The sequence below is a fragment of the Nonomuraea solani genome (genome assembly GCF_900108335.1).
Lineage (GTDB): Bacteria > Actinomycetota > Actinomycetes > Streptosporangiales > Streptosporangiaceae > Nonomuraea > Nonomuraea solani.
Window position 1 is genome coordinate 97095 of record NZ_FNVT01000031.1, and the last position, 16267, is coordinate 113361.

Genomic DNA, 16267 nt, shown 5'->3' on the forward strand with positions numbered 1-16267 from the left:
CTTCCCTGCTATTCAACGGTGATCAGGATTTCGGCCGGGTCGCAGTCCGGGGCGGTGGCGATCACGTGGATCTTCCCGGGACCGGTGGGGCGCAGGACGGCCAGGGCGCGGCCGTCGTGGGTGCGGCGTTCGGCCGCGTCGAAGCGTTCTTCCGTGGCCGGGCAGGCGCTGCCGAACCCGGCAGCCACTCCCGCGCCCGACACCTCCAGCCGGACCGGACGGTCGGCCGAGGTGTACGAAGTCCCGTCGGCATCGGTCAGGGTGAGGGTGACGTAGGCGAGGTCACCGCCCGTGGCCGAGACGGTGAGCCGGTCGGCCTCGGCGCGCAACCGCACGGGGCCGGTCGCGGACCGCAGCAGATCCCGGCCGGCCTCGGTGCCGTCGCGGTAGGCGACGGCGAGCAGTTCGCCCGGCTCGTACGCCGCCTCGAACGCGGTCCGGAAGCGCTCCACCGGCTGCCGTCCCAGCGAGCGGCCGTTGAGCAGGAGCTCGATCTCGTCAGCGTCGCTGTAGACCTCGACCGTGATGGGCTCGCCTTCATACCCCGGCCAGGTCCAGCTCGCGATCGTGTCACTCCACGCCCAGGGGCTGCCGATGAACGTCCTGCCGTGGTGCTCGGGCCGCCACACCGCCAGGTAGGGCCGGCTGCGCAGGCCGAAGACGATCTCCCGGTAGTAAGAGGCGGGACGGCGGTGGCCGGTGATGTCGATGTCGCCGCAATCGGCCGTCAGGTGCGGGTACGGGGCGTTGTGCGGCGGCCGCGCATCGTCCGAACTCGCGTACTGGGCCCGGCCGATGCCGACTTCGCCCAGGTAGTCCCAGCCGGTCCAGGTGAAGTCGCCGATCACCGTGCTGTACTGCCGGACCAGCGCCCAGTTGCGGTCGATGCGGGTGGGGAAGGTCTCGGTGCCCAGGATGATCCGGTCCGGGAACCTCTCCCGGTCGAGCGCGTAGCGGCTGTCGGAGTAGTTCATGCCGGCCACGTCGAGCACGCCGTACGACTCGGCGGTGCGCTCGGTGACCAGGTCGGAGACGGCGACGGCGTTCATCGCGTCCCCTGCGTCGGCCATCAGGGTGTTGATGCCCGCGCCCTGGTCCTCGGCCGCCTGCCGCATGAAGGCGCCCAGCTCGGACATGACGGCCAGCATGTTGTTGATCGCGTTGGTGACGTAGCGGGTGCCGTCCAGGGCGCGGACCTTCTCGGCCAGCCTGCGGCCCCAGGCGGCGCCGGACGGGCTGCCGGTCTCGGGGATCTCGTTGCCGATCGAGTACATGATGACGCTGGGATGGTTGAAGTCCTTGGCGACCATCGCCTCGATGTCACGTTCCCACCACTCGGGGAAATTCAGGCTGTAGTCGTACGGGCTCTTGGCCGAGGTCCACACATCGAACGTCTCGTCCACGACCAGCATGCCGAGCCGGTCACAGGCCTCCAGCATGGCCTTGCTCATCGGCTGGTGGGACATGCGGATCGCGTTGAAGCCCGCCTCTTTGAGCAGTTCCACGCGGCGTTCCTCGGCGCGGGCGAAGGTGGCCGCGCCGAGCACGCCGTTGTCGTGGTGCACGCACGCGCCGCGCAGCTTGACGCTCTCGCCGTTGATCCGCAGGCCGTGCTGAGGGTCCAGGCGCAGCGACCGGATGCCGAAGGCGACCCGCTCGGCGTCGAGGCCGGTGAGGCTGACGTCGCAGGTGTACAGGGCGGGCGCGTCGACGCTCCACAGAGCGGGGTCGCGCACGTAGAACCGCTGCCGGGCGATCGCGGACTCGCCGGGCAGCGCGGTCACCTTCGAGCCACCCGATGCCACCACGATCCCGGCGGCGTCGCGAAGCTCGGTGACCAGGTCGAGCGTCCTGATTTCGATCGAGTCGTTCAGCACGGTCGTGGCGACCTCGACCACCGCGCGCTCGGCGTCGATGTCCGGCGTGGTGACGCGGACGCCCGCGGGCGCGATCCGGACCAGGTCGCCGACGAGCAGCCACGTCTCGCGGTAGATGCCCGCGCCGGTGTACCAGCGCGAGTCCTGGTGGGCGCGGCATTCGACGCGGATCTCGTTGTCCTCGCCGTACCGCAGGAACCGGCCGGCGTCGATGCGGAAGAGCGAATACCCGTAAGGACGCTGGCCCGCGTAGTCGCCGTTGATGTGCACCGTCGCGTCACGATGGACGCCCTCGAACTCGATCGCGATGCTCTTGCCCCGGTGCTCCTCCGGGACGAAGAACGTCTTGCGGTACTCGTACACCCCGCTCGGGAAGTACGCGCCGGCAGCACCCTCCTCGGAAGCCACCCGCTCGCCCGAGATCATCGCGTCGTGCGGCAGCGTCACCTCCTGGTACGGGACCACCACCCCGGCCAGCTCGGCGAAGGGGTTGACCTTCGGCCGCACCTGCCAGCCGTCGTTGAAGGACGTGCGGATCACTTGTACTCCAGTCCGAAGCCTTCGGGGAACAGGACGTCGTCGAGGTCGTTCGGCACGTCGGCCTGGTTGCGTTCGACGGCGGTCATGCTGCGGGGCAGCTGGAACGGCAGCCGGCCGCGCATCGCGCCCGGGGCCACCAGGGCGTGCGCCAGCGCCGCGTTCCCGGAGCCGAAGCTGCCGACGATCGCGGTGGCGAGGTCGGCGAGCGGCGTCAGGACGGCCGGGCGTTCGAGCTTGACGTCCACGATCACCGGTCCGATCGCGGCCAGCTCCCGCACCCGCGCCACCGTCTCCTCGGCGAAGTCGAGGCTGCCGGCGTGGAAGTACGGCTCCAGGAACATGCCGTCGCGCTGCTCGAAGGGCGCGTCGAGCCGGACGACGATGACGTCGGCCTCCTCAGGGCGATCCACCCCTTCGGGGAAGGCGCCGCCTTCGACGTACACGCGGGCCGTCGGCGCCAGGGGCAGCAGGCCGTCGTTCTTGAGCAGCACCAGCGACCCGACCTGGACGTCGAACCCGGCCGTGACGGCCTCCGGGGTGCCGGCGCGCTCCGGCGCCTCGGCATAGGGGTCGTCGAACAGGCCCAGCTCGAACTTGACCGCGAGCAGCCGGGCGAGCGATTCGTCCAGCCGCGACTCGGGGACGGTGCCGTCCTCGACGAGGGAGAGCAGCACGTCGGTGCACTCCTCGCCGCCGAGCTGGTCGCAGCCGGCGTCCAGGATCCTGGCCACGCGCCCGGCGCGGCTGAGGTGTTCCACGCCCCAGGCCCGCGCCGGGCTGTAGGGGCTGTCGGTGACGAGCTGCCAGTCGGTGCAGACCACGCCGTCGTAGCCGAGGTCCTCGCGCAGGATGCCGGTGATGACGCCCTTGTTGAAGCCGAACCCGACCTCCTCGATCGCCCGCCCCTTGTGGACGGCGCCGACGGGCATGCCGTAGTACGGCATGATGGCCGACGTGCCGGCGTCGATCGCCTCCAGGAACGGCTGCAGGTGGTGGTCGAACAGGCCGCCCGGGTAGACCTGCTCGCGCCCGTACGGGAAGTGCGGGTCCTCGCCGTCCTTCTGCGGGCCGCCGCCGGGGAAGTGCTTGGTCATGCACGCCACGCTGGTGGCGTCGAGCGATTCGCCCTGGAAGCCCTCCAGGTAGGCGCGCACGTAGGCGGTGGTCAGCTCGGCGCTGGGACCGAAGGTGCCGGACTGGCGGGCCCAGCGCGGCTCGGTCGCCAGGTCGATCTGCGGGTGCAGGGCCGACCGGATGCCGATCGCCCGGTACTCCTGGCGGGCGATGCGGGCGAACTCGCGCACCGCGTCGACGTCGCGCAGCGCGGCCAGGCCCATGGCCTCCGGCCAGCGGGAGAACGCTCCGGACAGCATCGAGGTGGCGAGATTGTCGCCGCCCGAGTGGCACGGGTCGGTCGAGATGGTGACCGGGATGCCGAGCCGGGTCTGCTCGGCGAGTTTCTGCACCCGGTTGTGCCAGAGCGCCGCGACCTTCGCCTCGCCCGGCAACATGATCACGTTGAAGTGGGTGATGAACTGCCGCTGGATGGTGTGCGAGGTGGAGTGCGGCATCAGCATGGCGCCGGTCTCGACGGGCGAGCCATCCTGGCCGGCCTCGATCATCGGGTGGAAGAACTGCCCGGCCTTCTCCTCGACGGTCATCCGCGAGATGAGGTCGCGGACCCGCTGGGCGACGGGCAGGCGGGGGTCCTCGTAGGGGTCCATGACGCCGTTGCCGTTGAGATCACGGTAGACGGTGCCGTCGGGGGCCTGTGAGGTGACGAGCCACTCGGACATGAACTTCTTTCTCTCGTTCAGCGGACGGATTTGACGCGCAGCAGCACCACCAGGCCGCTGGCCAGGGTGAAAGCTCCCGCGACGTAGAAGAGCAGGGCGTAGTTCTTGTCTGCCCCGGTGGCGCCGATCGCCAGGAACAGTGGCGCGACGAGGGGCGCGACGCCCTGCGCGATCGAGTTGGCGAAGCCGTAGATGCCGATGTAGCGGCCGGCGTCGGTCTCCCGGTCGGGCAGCACGTCCAGCATCAGCGCCTGGTCCACGGCCGAGAACACGCCGATGCCGAGATTGCCCAGCATCGCTCCGACCATGATCAGCGGTACTGTGGGCGAGAGCGCCATGACGACCGCGCCGATCGCGACGACGGCGCCGCCGAGCAGCACGAAGATCCGGCGGCGGCGAAACCTGTCGGACAGGAACCCGCCGCCGATCGCGCCGATCATGGCGGCGACGATGCCACCGAGCCCGAAGGCGGCCATGATCCCCGCCACGTCCGCCACCCTCACGTCCATCCGGTCGGCCAGGAAGAACGCGGTGAAGGTCGAGTAGAAGGTGACGCCGGCCATGAACAGGAGCTTGCCGAGCCAGTTCCAGGCGAAGTCAGGGTTGCGGCGCGGGCTGAAGAGGTAGGGCCGGATCAGCAGCCGGGCGCTGAAACGCTCTTCCGCCTTGGGCAGGTGGCGGCTGTCGCTCTCGCGTACGAACACGATGAACAGCGCCAGGGCCACCGCGCCGATCGCACCGGGCACCAGGAACAGCAGCAGGTTGTTCCCCGTCACCGCGCCCGCCATGATCGTTCCGCTGACGGGCGCGAGCTGCTGGACGACGCCGGACAGGCCGGCCACCTTGCCGCGCTGGGACTCCGGCAGGCGGTCGGCCTGCGAGGCGGTCAGCAGGGTCATGACCGAACCCCAGCCGATCTGCGCCAGCATCCAGCCGATGGTGAGCACCAGGATGGTGGGGGCCTGGGCCAGCACCACGAGGGCGACGACGCCGAGGACGGTCAGGCCGATCAGGTACGGTCGGCGGCGGCCGAGCCGGGTTCGCGCGCGGTCGCTGAGCATCCCGAGCACCGGGGTCGTCAGTAGCGCGGCGATGGCTCCGGCTCCGGTGACGTAGCCGAGATACTCCTCGTTGTCGGGGGCGAGCTGGGCGACCCTGATCGCCAGGGAGATCGAGATGGGCGTGACCAGCGCCATGAAGGCGCCGAATACGGCGATGACCAGGAGCCAGATGTAGCCGGCGCCCACCTTGGGCAGGTCGTCGGTGGGCGCGACGGCCGGTCCGGCGGCAGGCGGGTCGATGGGTGGCTGGTCGGCGTGGGTGAATGCCATGGAAACCTCGCAGGGGGATGAGTGCGGCATTCGCAGAGATGGGAGGGTCAGCGCCCGGTGGTCTCGAGCAGGAGGTCGATGTCCAGCAGGCCGCCGCTCATCGCGGCGAGTCTGCTCAGCGGCAGCGACTCGACCATGCGGAAGATCGCCGGGTCGGTGAGGACCGAGGCGTCCTGTCCCGCGCTCATGGCCTTGAGCAGGAGCGGGCCGCCGGTCGGGTGGGCGAGCCAGTCGCGGATGGGCGAGTGCGGGCCGAGAGGCTTGGCGAGTACGGGGGCGTCCACCGTCACGGTGGCCGTCAGGCGCAGGTCGCGGGAGGAGGCGCCGACGGCGATCTCGAAGTCGCCGGCCTCCAGAACCCAGCGGCCGTGGTCGGGGCTGTAGTAGGACAGGTCGCGTTCCTGGAGCTCGAACGCGACCTGGGCGGACTCGCCCGGCGAGAGCTCGATCTTGGTGAACGCCTTCAGCTCGCGGACGGGCCGGTCGAGGGAGGCGTCGAGGTCGGCGACGTAAAGCTGCACGACCTCCTTGCCGGCGACCGGGCCGGTGTTGGTGAGCACGAGCCGCACCCGCACGGTGTCGCCGTCCACCTCGGTGCGCAGGTCGGAGTAGCCGAAGGTGGTGTAGGACAGGCCGTGGCCCAAGGGGTGGGCGACCGGCATGTCCTTGGCGTCGTAGTAGCGATAGCCGACGTACAGGCGCTCACCGTAGGTCGGTCCCGGGTAGTTGAGGTAGGCGGGGGTGTCGGCCAGGCGCAGCGGAATCGTTTCGGCGAGCCGGCCGCTCGGGTTGACCCGGCCGGTCAGCAGATCGGCGATCGCGCCACCGCTGGCCTGGCCGGTCAGCCACCCTTCGAGGATCGCCGTGGCGTGGTGCCGCCAGGAGGCGACTTCGACGACGCCTCCGTTGGCCAGCACGACCACCACGTTCGGGTTGGCCTCGGCGACGGCCGCCAGCAGGTCGAGCTGGACGGCGGGCAGGTCGAGGTGCCGGCGATCGAAGCCCTCGGACTCCTCGCCCTCCGGTAGCCCGAGGAACAGCACGGCCACGTCGGCGACGGCCGCGCCGGCCACCGCCTCGGTGAGCAGTGCCGGGTCTTGTTCGCCGGACAACAGGAAACCAGGAGCGAACGACAGCTCGGCGAAGTCGCCGGCCAGCGCGGTCAGGGCGTTGTCGACCCTGATGGGGTTGATCTGGGAGCTGCCCGCTCCCTGGAACCTCGGCGTGCGGGCGAACTCGCCGACCAGCGCGATCCGTGCTCCGGCGTTCAGGGGCAGGATGCCGTCGTCGTTCTTGAGCAGGACGGCCGACTCGGCAGCGGCCTTCCTGGCCAGGTCGTGGTGTCGGCCGAAGTCTGCTTCGCCGCTCGGTTCGGCGGTGCGGTCGATCAGGGTGAGCAGGCGTGCGACGGCCTGGTCGAGCACCGCCTCCTCGATCTCCCCGGCCCGCACGGCGGTGACGAGGCGGGCGGCGCTGACGCCGTTCGTGCCGGGCATCTCCAGGTCGAGCCCGGCGGCGACGGCCGCGGCCGGGTCGGCGACCGCGCCCCAGTCCGACACGACCAGGCCGTCGAAGCCCCACTCCTCGCGCAGCACCTCGGTGAGCAGCCGGCGGTTCTGAGCGGCGTGGACACCGTTGATCCTGTTGTAGGCGGCCATCACCGTCCATGGCCGGGCGTTCTTCACGATGTGCTCGAAGCCGGCCAGGTAGATCTCCCGCAGGGTGCGCTCGTCCACGTCGGCGCTGACCAGCATGCGGTCGGTCTCCTGGTTGTTGGCGGCGAAGTGCTTGACCGACGCGCCCACTCCCCGGCTCTGGATGCCGCGCACCAGCGCCGCGCCCAGTCGCCCGGTCAGGACCGGGTCCTCCGACAGGTACTCGAAATTGCGCCCGCACAGCGGCGATCGCTTGATGTTGACGCCCGGTCCGAGGATGACGTCCACCCCGGCCGCCCGGCTCTCGGCGCCGAGTGCCTCACCGACCTCCGTGAGCAGGCCGGCGTCCCAGGACGAGCCGAGGGCCGCCGGCGTGGGGAAGCAGGTGGCCGGCAGGCTCGCCTCGAAGCTGAACTGCTCGGCGTCCGGGGCCACTTTGCGCAGGCCGTGCGGGCCGTCGGTCAGGGTGATCGAACGGATGCCGGCCCGCTCGACCGCCGCCGTCTCCCAGGCGCCCTGCCCGGACAGCAACGCGGCCTTCTCCTCCAGCGTCAGTGCCGCGATGGCCGTCACGATGTCGATCTTTTTGTGCACGCGCGTTCCTTATGCCGATGGGTCAGAGCCGCCCGTGACGGGCGACGTGGCCCAGCCACGAGAGACTGGGCTTGGGATGGCGTTCGAAGGTCTCGCGGTCGACGGCGATCAGCCCGAAGGTGGGCTCCCAACTCCCCCACTCGAAGTTGTCCAGCGCGCTCCAGTGGAGGTAGCCGCGCACGTCGATACCGTCGTCCATGGCCTGGGACAGGCCCCGCAACGCTTCGGAGGTGTAGGCGATCCGCCGGGAGTCGTCGGCGGTGGCGATGCCGTTCTCGGTGACCAGGATCGGCACCCCGCCGGTCGCCTCCCAGGTGTGGCGGACGGCGATGCCCAGCGCGTCCGGGCGGTAGGCGAAGCCGGTCTGGGTGTTGTCCGGGCTGGGCGGGTGCGGAACGACGCCGTTCTCGTCCACGGGCTGGCTGGTGTAGGACTGCACGCCGATGAAGTCGTCACCGCGGGCCGCTTCCAGGTACAGGTCCTCGCGAAGGTAGCGCACCTCACGCAGCTTGGCCTCGTTGCCCGGGGTCGGGGTGAGTGCCTGGTTGGCCACCGTCCACCCGACGGCCGCGCCGATGTGCTTCTTGACGATCTCGCGAGCCGCGTGGTGAGCCTCGGCCAGCCGCCGCCCGATCTCCAGGCCGGGTTCGGGCAGCACCGGTCGCGTCTCGCCCTCGATGGTGGGCGTCGTCCACTTCTCGACGTCACCGGCCTGGGCCGCGCGGCTCATGGCGACCATCACGGCGAGCATGTTCGGCTCGTTGATCGTGCAGACCCACTCGACGCCGTCGAGGATGCCCGTGACCTCCCGGACGTAGCCGGCGAACCTGTCGATGGCGTCGTCGGCCATCCAGCCGCCCCGCTCGGCGAACCAGCGCGGGCCGGTGAAGTGGTGCAAGGTGACGACCGGCTTGAGCTCCAGGGCCAGCGCAGTGTCGATCATGCGACGGTAGTGTGCGAGCGAGGCTCGGGAGAAATGCCCGGGATCGGGCTCGACGCGCGCCCACTCGACGCCGAAGCGGTAGGTGTTCAGTCCGGCCTCGGCGAGCAGGCGCATGTCCTCGGGATAGCGGTGGTAGCCGTCGACCGCGTCGCCGCTGCGCTCCAGACCGGGCACGAGTTGCTCGCTCAGCCACCAGTCGCTGTTGAGGTTGTTGCCCTCCACCTGATGCGGCGCGGTGGCGGCGCCCCAGAGAAAGGTTGCGGGGAAAGTCAACGAGGTGCTCCTTTGGGCGGTTTGGACGGCTTCAGCGTGTGCAAGTTGGTGACACGTTTCGGTGACACGTGTCTGTAGAAGGTGAGCTGACGTTAACAGCAGATATCCCGGGGCTGACAAGGGATGTCTTCGTAACGGATCCGCAACGGCCTGCGAACCGCCACTCCCACGACAGACACGTGTCACTATCCGTTTAGGATGAAGGGCCCCTGCCCCAGCACCTCAGACGTGAGGACTCATGACGCGACCTGCCAGAAGGATCACGAGCACCGACGTTGCCCGGGCGGCCGGTGTCTCCCGCACCACGGTGAGCGTGGTGCTCAACGACGCGCCAGGGCAGTCGATCCCTGAGGAGACCAGGCGTCGCGTCATGGAGGCGGCCGAGCGCCTGGGCTACCGCCCGCACGCCTGGGCGCGCGCGCTGCGTGCCGGCCGGAGCGACGTCGCGTTGCTGGCCGTTCCCGACCTGCCGATCGGGTCGAGCATCAGCCGCTTCATCGAGGAGCTCGCCACCGCGCTCGCGGCCTTCAACCTGACCCTCGTCACGCATCTGGAAGGGGCGCACGGCCGTTCGCTGCCGGACGTCTGCGCCAGCGTCGGCGCGTCGGCGGTGATCGGCTTCTACCCGTTCGACGCCGACACCGTCCAGGCCCTACGCCGCGCCGGCGCCACCGTCGTCCTGCCTCTCCCGTACGAGGACTCCTCGATGCAACAGGTCGGCCGGATGCAGGCCGGGCACCTCATCAGCCGGGGCCATCGGCGCATCGGCTACGCTCTCACCGCCGACGCGGCCCTGCGGCCGATGGCCGACGACCGCCTGCGGGGGGTGGCCGGTGCTTGCGCCCAGGCCGGCCTCGAACCGCCCGTCGCGCTGACCGTCGGGCTGCAGGTGCCGGAGGCGGCGCAGGCGGTGCGGCGCTGGACGGAGCAGTCGGTGACGGGTGTGTGCGCCTTCAACGACGACACCGCGATCGCCGTCCTGGCCGGCATCCACGAGCAAGGTCTGCGCTCCCCCACCGATCTCGCCGTCATCGGCGCCGATGACATTCCCACCGCGCAGGTGGCGATCCCGCCCCTCACCACCGTGGTCTTCGACCTGCACGAGATCGCGCGCGACCACGCCGAGTCGGTGGTCGCCGGCCTTTCCGGCACGCAGCCGCGTTCGACCCCCGCCTCCTTCAATCCCCGCGTGATCCAGCGCGCGTCCACCTGAAGCCCGATTCCCCGGCCTCTCCTGTCCCCCTGTACCTGTACCGAGAGGAATCGCCATGCGATCCGTCAGAAATGCCGCGCTCCGCTGCTTCGCCGGCGCCGTGGAGCCGGTCACCGACGCGACAGGCGTCACCTTTCACCGCTCGTGCGGCACGACGCGGGCCCGGCTGGGCGACCTCGGCTTCGACTTCATGAGCACCGTGCCGTCCGGGGTCCGGTTCGAGGCGTTCACCGACGCCTCGGTGCTGGAGCTCGACGTCGATCTGACGAAGGTCCTGACGCCCGGCGTGACGGTCGGCACCGCCTTCGACCTGGTGATCGAGGGTGACCTGCGGGCCCCAGTGATCGCCGATGAGCAGACCCTCATCGTGCTGGACACGGCCACCGGCGGCATGGAGGTCCGGCCGGGCGGGCCCGCCACTCTCCGGTTCGACCTCGGCGAGGCGGGCGAGGAGCGGCGGGTGGAGATCTGGCTCCCCGCTGCGGCGGGGCTGAAGTTCCTGGACGTCCGGATCCCCGACGGGGCGTCACTGCGTCCCGTGCCGGCCGATGCCCCGCTGTGGGTGCACCACGGCAGCTCCATCAGCCAGTGTTCCGAGGCCGAGCGCCCGACCGGGACCTGGCCGGCGATCGTGGCCCGGCGGACCGGCCGGTCGCTGCTCAACCTCGGCCTCGGCGGCCAGTGCCACCTCGACCAGTTCGTCGCCCGGACCATCCGCGACCTGCCCGCGGCCGCGATCAGCCTGGAACTCGGCATCAACGTCGTCAACGCCGACTCCCTGCGCGAACGCGCCTTCGTCTCGGCCTTCCACGGATTCCTCGACACGATCCGGGACGGTCATCCCACGACGCCGATCCTCATCGTCACCCCGATCGTCTGCCCGGTCGCCGAAGACCACCCCGGCCCGACCCTCGTGGGCGCCGACCACCAGGTCCACGTGGCCGCACGACCCGCCGAGCTGGGCAACGGCGCGCTCACGCTGACCCGCGTCCGCGAACTCCTGCACGAGCACGCCGGTCTGCGCCGCAAGGAGGGCGACGGGAATTTGCACGTCCTCGACGGGCTTGCGCTCTTCGGCCCTGACGACGTCGCCGACCTGCCCGACGGCCTGCATCCGAACGCGGCAGGCTACCGCCGCATGGCCGAGCGCTTCCTGCCCCTGGCCTTCGGCGACGAGGGCCCGCTGCGGTAGATCAAAGAGCCACCGTCCGGAAACCCGCGTTGCCCATGCTGGAGTCGGGCGTGTTCGACGATCGGGCGGCGTTGCGGTAGCGGTTGCAGTAGGAGTCATGGCAGAGGTAGGAGCCGCCGCGCAGCACGCGCAGGACCGGGGATACCCGGGGGCGCGGGTTGTGCGCCGGCTCCTGCGCGCGGGCGCGTTTGGCGTAGGCGCGGGAGTCGAACGGGTCGTCGCACCACTCCCACACGTTGCCCACCGTCTGCCAGAGGCCGAAGCCGTTCGGCTGGTAGGCGCGCACGGGCGCGGTGGCCGGCCAGCCGTCGTCGCCGGTGTTGTGCCGCGGGAACGTGCCCTGCCAGATGTTGACCTGCCATTGCCCGTTCGCGTCGAGGAGTTCGTCGCCCCAGGGGTAGCGGGCGCCTTCGAGCCCGCCGCGCGAGGCGCGCTCCCACTCGGCTTCGGTGGGCAGGCGCCGCCCCGCCCAGACGCAGTAGGCCTGGGCGTCGTTCCAGGTCACATGCGTCACCGGATGGTCCTCCCGCCCGTACAGGTCGGAGCCCGGGCCTTCCGGTCGCCGCCGGCTCGCGCCCTCGACGGCGAGCCACCAGGGCGCGCGGGGGGAACTGCCGATCACGGTGGCGCGCGGACGCACCAGCGTGTGGAAGACCGCCGAGGAGCCGGCGGTCTCGGCCTCGGTGCGGTGATCGGTGGCGTCGATGAAGCGGGTGAAGTCGGCGTTGGTCACAGTGGTCGCGTCGATGTCGAACGCGTCGAGCCACACCTCGTGAACGGGCGACTCACCGTCGCCGGGCAGGCCGTCACCGAACGGGTCCCCCATGCGGAAGGTGCCGGCCTCGATGGGGCACTGCTCGATCAGATGCGCGCCGCTGTGCGCCGTGTTCGCCGCCGTGTTCGCCGCCGGTTCCGCGCGCGTGCCGGCCGTCCGGCGCGGGGCGCAGCAAGAGGTGCGCTCGGGATCGGGGTAGGTCATGGGCCTTTCCAGAAAGACGGAGGCTGTTGCGGATCCGTGACGGAGCCGGCTCTTGTCAGCCTCGGGTCACCGACACGTGTCTGTAGTCTGGCGCGACGAGCGTCAGCCATCCCGTCCCCTTTCAAGGAGCACTTCCGTTGCGCAATTCCGGAATCGCGGTCGTCCACTGTTCGCCGGGGCGGCGACGCGATGAGGGCCATCATCGTCATGTTCGACAGCCTGAACCGGCACCTGCTCTCCCCGTACGCCGACACCTTCGTCGACGCCCCGAACTTCGCCCGCCTGGCGGCCGGGATATGGGACGGGGTACCTGGAAACGGGCCTCGCCCACCGGGGGTTCGGCGTACGGGATGCCACGGAAGACGGCCAGGCCCTCTTCCGTGCGGCCGCGCACCACGCCGACGGCGATACGGACCTGGGGTTCAGGCATGGCCACTCCCTGTTAAAAGGACCGATTTAACAGTTGTCCACTTCTTACGCATGTCTGCGGTCCGCCCCAACGTCAGCAACGGTCTGATCAGGATCAAATGAGTCATCCCACCACCCTCATTACCGTTCTCCGCCGGTCACCAGGTGACGGGGAGTTCGTGCACGCCGTAGACCAGTCCGTTGAATTTGAACGGAACCCGGCCCAGCTCGGTGGCCAGTTTCAGCGTCGGGACGCGCCGGTAGAGGGTGCCGTACACCACCTGCAGCTCCATGCGGGCCAGCGGCTGTCCCAGGCACTGGTGCACGCCGAAGCCGAAGGCGACGTGGCGGCGGGCGTCGCGCCGGAGGTCGAGCCGGTCCGGGTCCTCGAACACCTCAGGGTCGCGGTTGCCCATCTCGTTGACCATGATGAGACCCTCGCCGGCGCGCACGGTCTGGCCGGCGACCTCGAGGTCCTCCGTCGCGACGCGCAGCCGTCCGTTGTGCACGATGTTCAGGTAGCGCAGCAGTTCCTCCACGGTGGAGGCGACGAGCTTCGGGTCGTGGGTGTCGCGCAGCAGGGCCAACTGGTCGGGGTGTTCCAGCAACGCGAGGGTGCCCAGGGCGATCATGTTGGCGGTGGTCTCGTGGCCGGCGAGCAGCATCAGTGCGCCCATCCGGGCCGCCTCCTGCCGGTCCAGCTCGCCGGCTGTGACCCGCTCGGCCAGCCCGGACAGCAGGTCGTCACCGGGATGGGCGAGCTTCTCGCCGACCAGGTCGTCCAGGTAGGCGTGCAGCGCCTGGTGGCCCGCCTGCCGCTGTTCGGGGGTCGCCGTGCTGTTGATGATGGTCTTGCTGGTGTCCTGGAAGAAGTCGTGGTCGGCGTACGGGACGCCGAGCAGTTCGCAGATCACCAGTGACGGTACCGGCAGCGCGAACGCCTCCATCAGATCAACCGGGTTGGGGCCGGCCAGCAGGTCGTCGATCAGCTCGTCCACGATCTTCTGTACGGACGGGCGCATGGCCTCGATGCGCTTGATGGCGAACGGCGCGGTGACCATCCGGCGCAGCCGGGCGTGCTCCGGGTCGTCCATCCCGATGAAGCTGCGCTTCACGCCGCCCGGGGGCAGTGGCACCGTAGAGGGGAAGCCGGGGCGGCTGAGGTCGACGCTGACCCTCGGGTCCGCGAGTACGGCGCGCTGCTCGGCGTAGCCGGTGATCAGCCAGGGGGTGCTGCCGTCCCAGAGCCGGACCCGGGTCATCGCGCCTTGCCGGTGCTGGGCGTACAGGGCCGGGGGCGGGTCGAAGGGGCAGCGGGCCTCCCGCGTCATGGGGAACTCTGGAACCTCTGCAGGGCTTTCCGCAGAGCGAAGTGTGCTCGCCACGATTGTCCGTCCTCTCCTTGGATCTTGCTTGTCCGACGGTGCTGCCGCGTGCGGTGCGCCGGTCACGGGTGATGAGTCACGGGGGCCTGCCAGAGTCCGACGATCGCGTCGATCAGGCTGGTGGCGAGGTCATCCCAGCTCGGATGGAGGGTAGGGGTGCCCTCGGCGAGGGCGCGTTCCCGCTCGACGCACATCTGGGCGATCAGGTGACGGGCCATGACCGAGCGTTCGTCGCGCACGGTGGGCGGTAAGCCGGGCAGGCATTGGTTCAGGCCGGCCACGAACATCCGCAGCGAGGCGGAGGTCAGCGCCTCTTCCATCATGATCTGGTGGAGGGCGGGGTCGCTGGTCACTTGGACGCAGAATCGGGCGTACCAGGTGGGGCTGCCCAGGGCGGCCAGCCGCCCCGTGAACGGGCGCACCAGACAGGCCACCCAGTCGCGGACGTCCGTGGAGCCGGCGGCGTCGGCGACCATCCACACCCGCAGCTCCTCCATCTCCTCGGCGTGTTTACGCGCGATCGCGCGCACCAGGTCGGCCTTGGTGCCGAAGTGGTAGCCCACCGCGGCGCTGTTGCCCTGCCCGGCCGCCTCGCTGATCTGGCGATTGGACACCGCGTGAATCCCCCGCTCGGCGAAGAGGCGCTCCGCCGTGGTCAGGATCACGTCCCGCGTCGTGCTTCCCCGTTCCTGTCGCATCGTCTTGCCCACGATCGTTACCACCCCCATCAGGCCAGGTCACCCAAAGTGAATCATATGATTTACATTAGTCAAGCATATGATTTAATCGAGTTCAAGGCGCCCGCTACCGAACGGAGGGTTTGTGAGCAAGATTTGGTTCATTACCGGCTCGTCGCGTGGTCTCGGCCGCGCGTTCGCCTGTGCGGCCCTGTCGCGCGGCGACCGGGTCGCAGCAACGGCCCGAGACCTCCATGGCGTGGAGGACCTGGTCGCCACGTACGGCGAGGCGATCCTCCCGCTGACCCTGGACGTCAGGGACCGAGCAGCGGTGGACGACGGCGTGCAGCGCACCCATGACCACTTCGGGCAGTTGGACGTCGTGGTCAACAACGCCGGCTACATCGTGCACGGCGCCGTCGAAGAGCTGAACGAGCAGGACCTGCGCGATCAGCTGGAAACCAACCTCTTCGGGCCGCTATGGGTGGCCCGGGCGGCGCTGCCCCACCTACGCAGGCAAGGCGGCGGGCGCATCATCCAGATCTCCAGCCTCGCCGGGGTCGCCGCCTACCCGACCCTGGGCGCCTACCATGCCTCCAAGTGGGCGATGGAAGGGCTTTCGGAGTCTCTGGCCGGGGAGGCCGCCCAGTTCGGCATCAAGGTCACCATCGTCGAGCCCGGCTCGTACGGCACCGACCTCGGCGCCGGGGCGGTCCGGTCGGCTCCCCTGCCGATGTACGACCATCTGCGCGAGGCGCTCCTGACCGAAGCCCCCGCGCGCGAACCAGGCGACCCGGCCGCCGCCGCGCGGGCTCTGCTGCGGATCGCCGACGCGGACGACCCACCGCTTCGAGTCATCTTCGGCGCGCACCCGTATCAGGCCGCACGACAGCTCTATGCCGAGCGGCTCGACACCTGGGCCGAGTGGGCCGAGTTGTCCACTCAAGCCCAAGGCTGAGGATCGCGCGATGGCCCGCCCCTCATTGGATCAGGCCCCGGCGACCCTGCCCGTGCGAACCGTCCGGGCCGTCATGAGCGAGGTGTCACCGGCGCCTGCAGCAGTCCGACGATCGCGTCGATCAGACTTGAGGCCAGGTCGTCCCAGCTCGGGTGGAGGGTGGGCGTGCCCTCGGCGAGGGCGCGCTCCCGCTCGACGCACATGTGCACGATCACGTGCCGCGCCATGGCCCAGCGGGCCTCGCGTACGTCGGCGGGCAGGCCGGCCAGGCACCGGTTCACGCCGTCCACCAGCAGCCGCAGTGACGGTGAGGGCAGTGATTCCTCGACCGTGATCCGGTAGAGCGCCGGGTCGGCCATCACCTGGGCGCGGAAGCGGGCGTACCAGGTGGGCGCGCCCAGGGCGTCCAGGTGCCGGGTGAACGGGCGCACCAGGCAGCCCACCCA

12 protein-coding genes and 1 pseudogene are annotated in these 16267 nt (G+C 70.2%); 3 read left to right on the top strand and 10 right to left on the bottom strand.

Annotated features, from left to right (window positions below; all coding sequences use genetic code 11):
• Positions 1–8 precede the first annotated feature (8 nt).
• The 5 genes from C4V41_RS54670 to C4V41_RS54690 are packed head-to-tail and all read right to left on the bottom strand — an operon-like array spanning position 9 to position 9009.
• Positions 9–2417, bottom strand: coding sequence for a glycoside hydrolase family 2 TIM barrel-domain containing protein (locus C4V41_RS54670; protein WP_103963992.1), 2409 nt, complete (start codon positions 2415–2417; stop codon positions 9–11).
• Complete coding sequence (locus C4V41_RS54675; RefSeq protein ID WP_103963993.1) at positions 2414–4213, bottom strand: glycoside hydrolase family 3 protein; 1800 nt, start codon at positions 4211–4213, stop codon at positions 2414–2416. Before C4V41_RS54675 ends, C4V41_RS54670 begins: the two co-directional genes overlap by 4 nt.
• A 17-nt stretch (positions 4214–4230) precedes the next feature.
• Positions 4231–5544: an MFS transporter gene (locus C4V41_RS54680; protein WP_103963994.1), complete on the bottom strand. Its 1314-nt coding sequence runs from the start codon at positions 5542–5544 to the stop codon at positions 4231–4233.
• A 47-nt stretch (positions 5545–5591) separates the two neighbouring features.
• Complete coding sequence (locus C4V41_RS54685) at positions 5592–7793, bottom strand: glycoside hydrolase family 3 C-terminal domain-containing protein (RefSeq protein WP_103963995.1); 2202 nt, start codon at positions 7791–7793, stop codon at positions 5592–5594.
• A 22-nt stretch (positions 7794–7815) separates the two neighbouring features.
• On the bottom strand, positions 7816–9009 hold the full coding sequence (locus tag C4V41_RS54690; RefSeq protein WP_103963996.1) for a glycoside hydrolase family 1 protein: 1194 nt from the start codon (positions 9007–9009) through the stop codon (positions 7816–7818).
• A gap of 238 nt (positions 9010–9247) precedes the next feature.
• On the opposite strand from C4V41_RS54690, the gene C4V41_RS54695 reads away from it, so the two are divergent.
• Entirely contained in the window at positions 9248–10222 is a 975-nt protein-coding gene (locus C4V41_RS54695; RefSeq protein ID WP_103963997.1) for a LacI family DNA-binding transcriptional regulator, read from the top strand.
• 55 nt (positions 10223–10277) lie between these two features.
• Complete coding sequence (locus C4V41_RS54700) at positions 10278–11414, top strand: SGNH/GDSL hydrolase family protein (RefSeq protein ID WP_103963998.1); 1137 nt, start codon at positions 10278–10280, stop codon at positions 11412–11414.
• Position 11415: 1 nt separating this feature from the next.
• Here C4V41_RS54700 and C4V41_RS54705 read toward each other — a convergent pair whose 3' ends face one another.
• The 4 genes from C4V41_RS54705 to C4V41_RS54720 form a co-directional block, all read right to left on the bottom strand.
• Complete coding sequence (locus tag C4V41_RS54705; RefSeq protein WP_103963999.1) at positions 11416–12393, bottom strand: formylglycine-generating enzyme family protein; 978 nt, start codon at positions 12391–12393, stop codon at positions 11416–11418.
• A 205-nt stretch (positions 12394–12598) separates the two neighbouring features.
• Entirely contained in the window at positions 12599–12823 is a 225-nt protein-coding gene (locus C4V41_RS63660; protein WP_103964000.1) for a carboxylesterase family protein, read from the bottom strand.
• A gap of 136 nt (positions 12824–12959) precedes the next feature.
• Entirely contained in the window at positions 12960–14132 is a 1173-nt protein-coding gene (locus C4V41_RS54715) for a cytochrome P450 (protein WP_103964001.1), read from the bottom strand.
• 116 nt (positions 14133–14248) lie between these two features.
• Positions 14249–14914, bottom strand: coding sequence for a TetR/AcrR family transcriptional regulator (locus tag C4V41_RS54720; protein ID WP_200824911.1), 666 nt, complete (start codon positions 14912–14914; stop codon positions 14249–14251).
• Between the two features lie 94 nt (positions 14915–15008).
• Between C4V41_RS54720 and C4V41_RS54725 the strand changes: the two genes are divergently transcribed.
• Positions 15009–15821 (top strand): SDR family NAD(P)-dependent oxidoreductase, encoded by an 813-nt coding sequence (locus tag C4V41_RS54725; RefSeq protein ID WP_103964002.1) that lies wholly within the window; start codon positions 15009–15011, stop codon positions 15819–15821.
• A 71-nt stretch (positions 15822–15892) separates the two neighbouring features.
• On the opposite strand, the pseudogene C4V41_RS54730 reads toward C4V41_RS54725, so the two are convergent.
• Positions 15893–16267: pseudogene (locus tag C4V41_RS54730) on the bottom strand (TetR family transcriptional regulator); the annotation flags it as partial.

Coding starts and splice junctions, on each gene's coding strand:
- C4V41_RS54680 (WP_103963994.1), bottom strand. CDS start 5,544: ATGGCATTCACCCACGCCGACCAGCCACCCATCGACCCGCCTGCCGCC.
- C4V41_RS54675 (WP_103963993.1), bottom strand. CDS start 4,213: ATGTCCGAGTGGCTCGTCACCTCACAGGCCCCCGACGGCACCGTCTAC.
- C4V41_RS54700 (WP_103963998.1), top strand. CDS start 10,278: ATGCGATCCGTCAGAAATGCCGCGCTCCGCTGCTTCGCCGGCGCCGTG.
- C4V41_RS54705 (WP_103963999.1), bottom strand. CDS start 12,393: ATGACCTACCCCGATCCCGAGCGCACCTCTTGCTGCGCCCCGCGCCGG.
- C4V41_RS54715 (WP_103964001.1), bottom strand. CDS start 14,132: ATGACGCGGGAGGCCCGCTGCCCCTTCGACCCGCCCCCGGCCCTGTAC.
- C4V41_RS63660 (WP_103964000.1), bottom strand. CDS start 12,823: ATGCCTGAACCCCAGGTCCGTATCGCCGTCGGCGTGGTGCGCGGCCGC.
- C4V41_RS54695 (WP_103963997.1), top strand. CDS start 9,248: ATGACGCGACCTGCCAGAAGGATCACGAGCACCGACGTTGCCCGGGCG.
- C4V41_RS54720 (WP_200824911.1), bottom strand. CDS start 14,914: ATGGGGGTGGTAACGATCGTGGGCAAGACGATGCGACAGGAACGGGGA.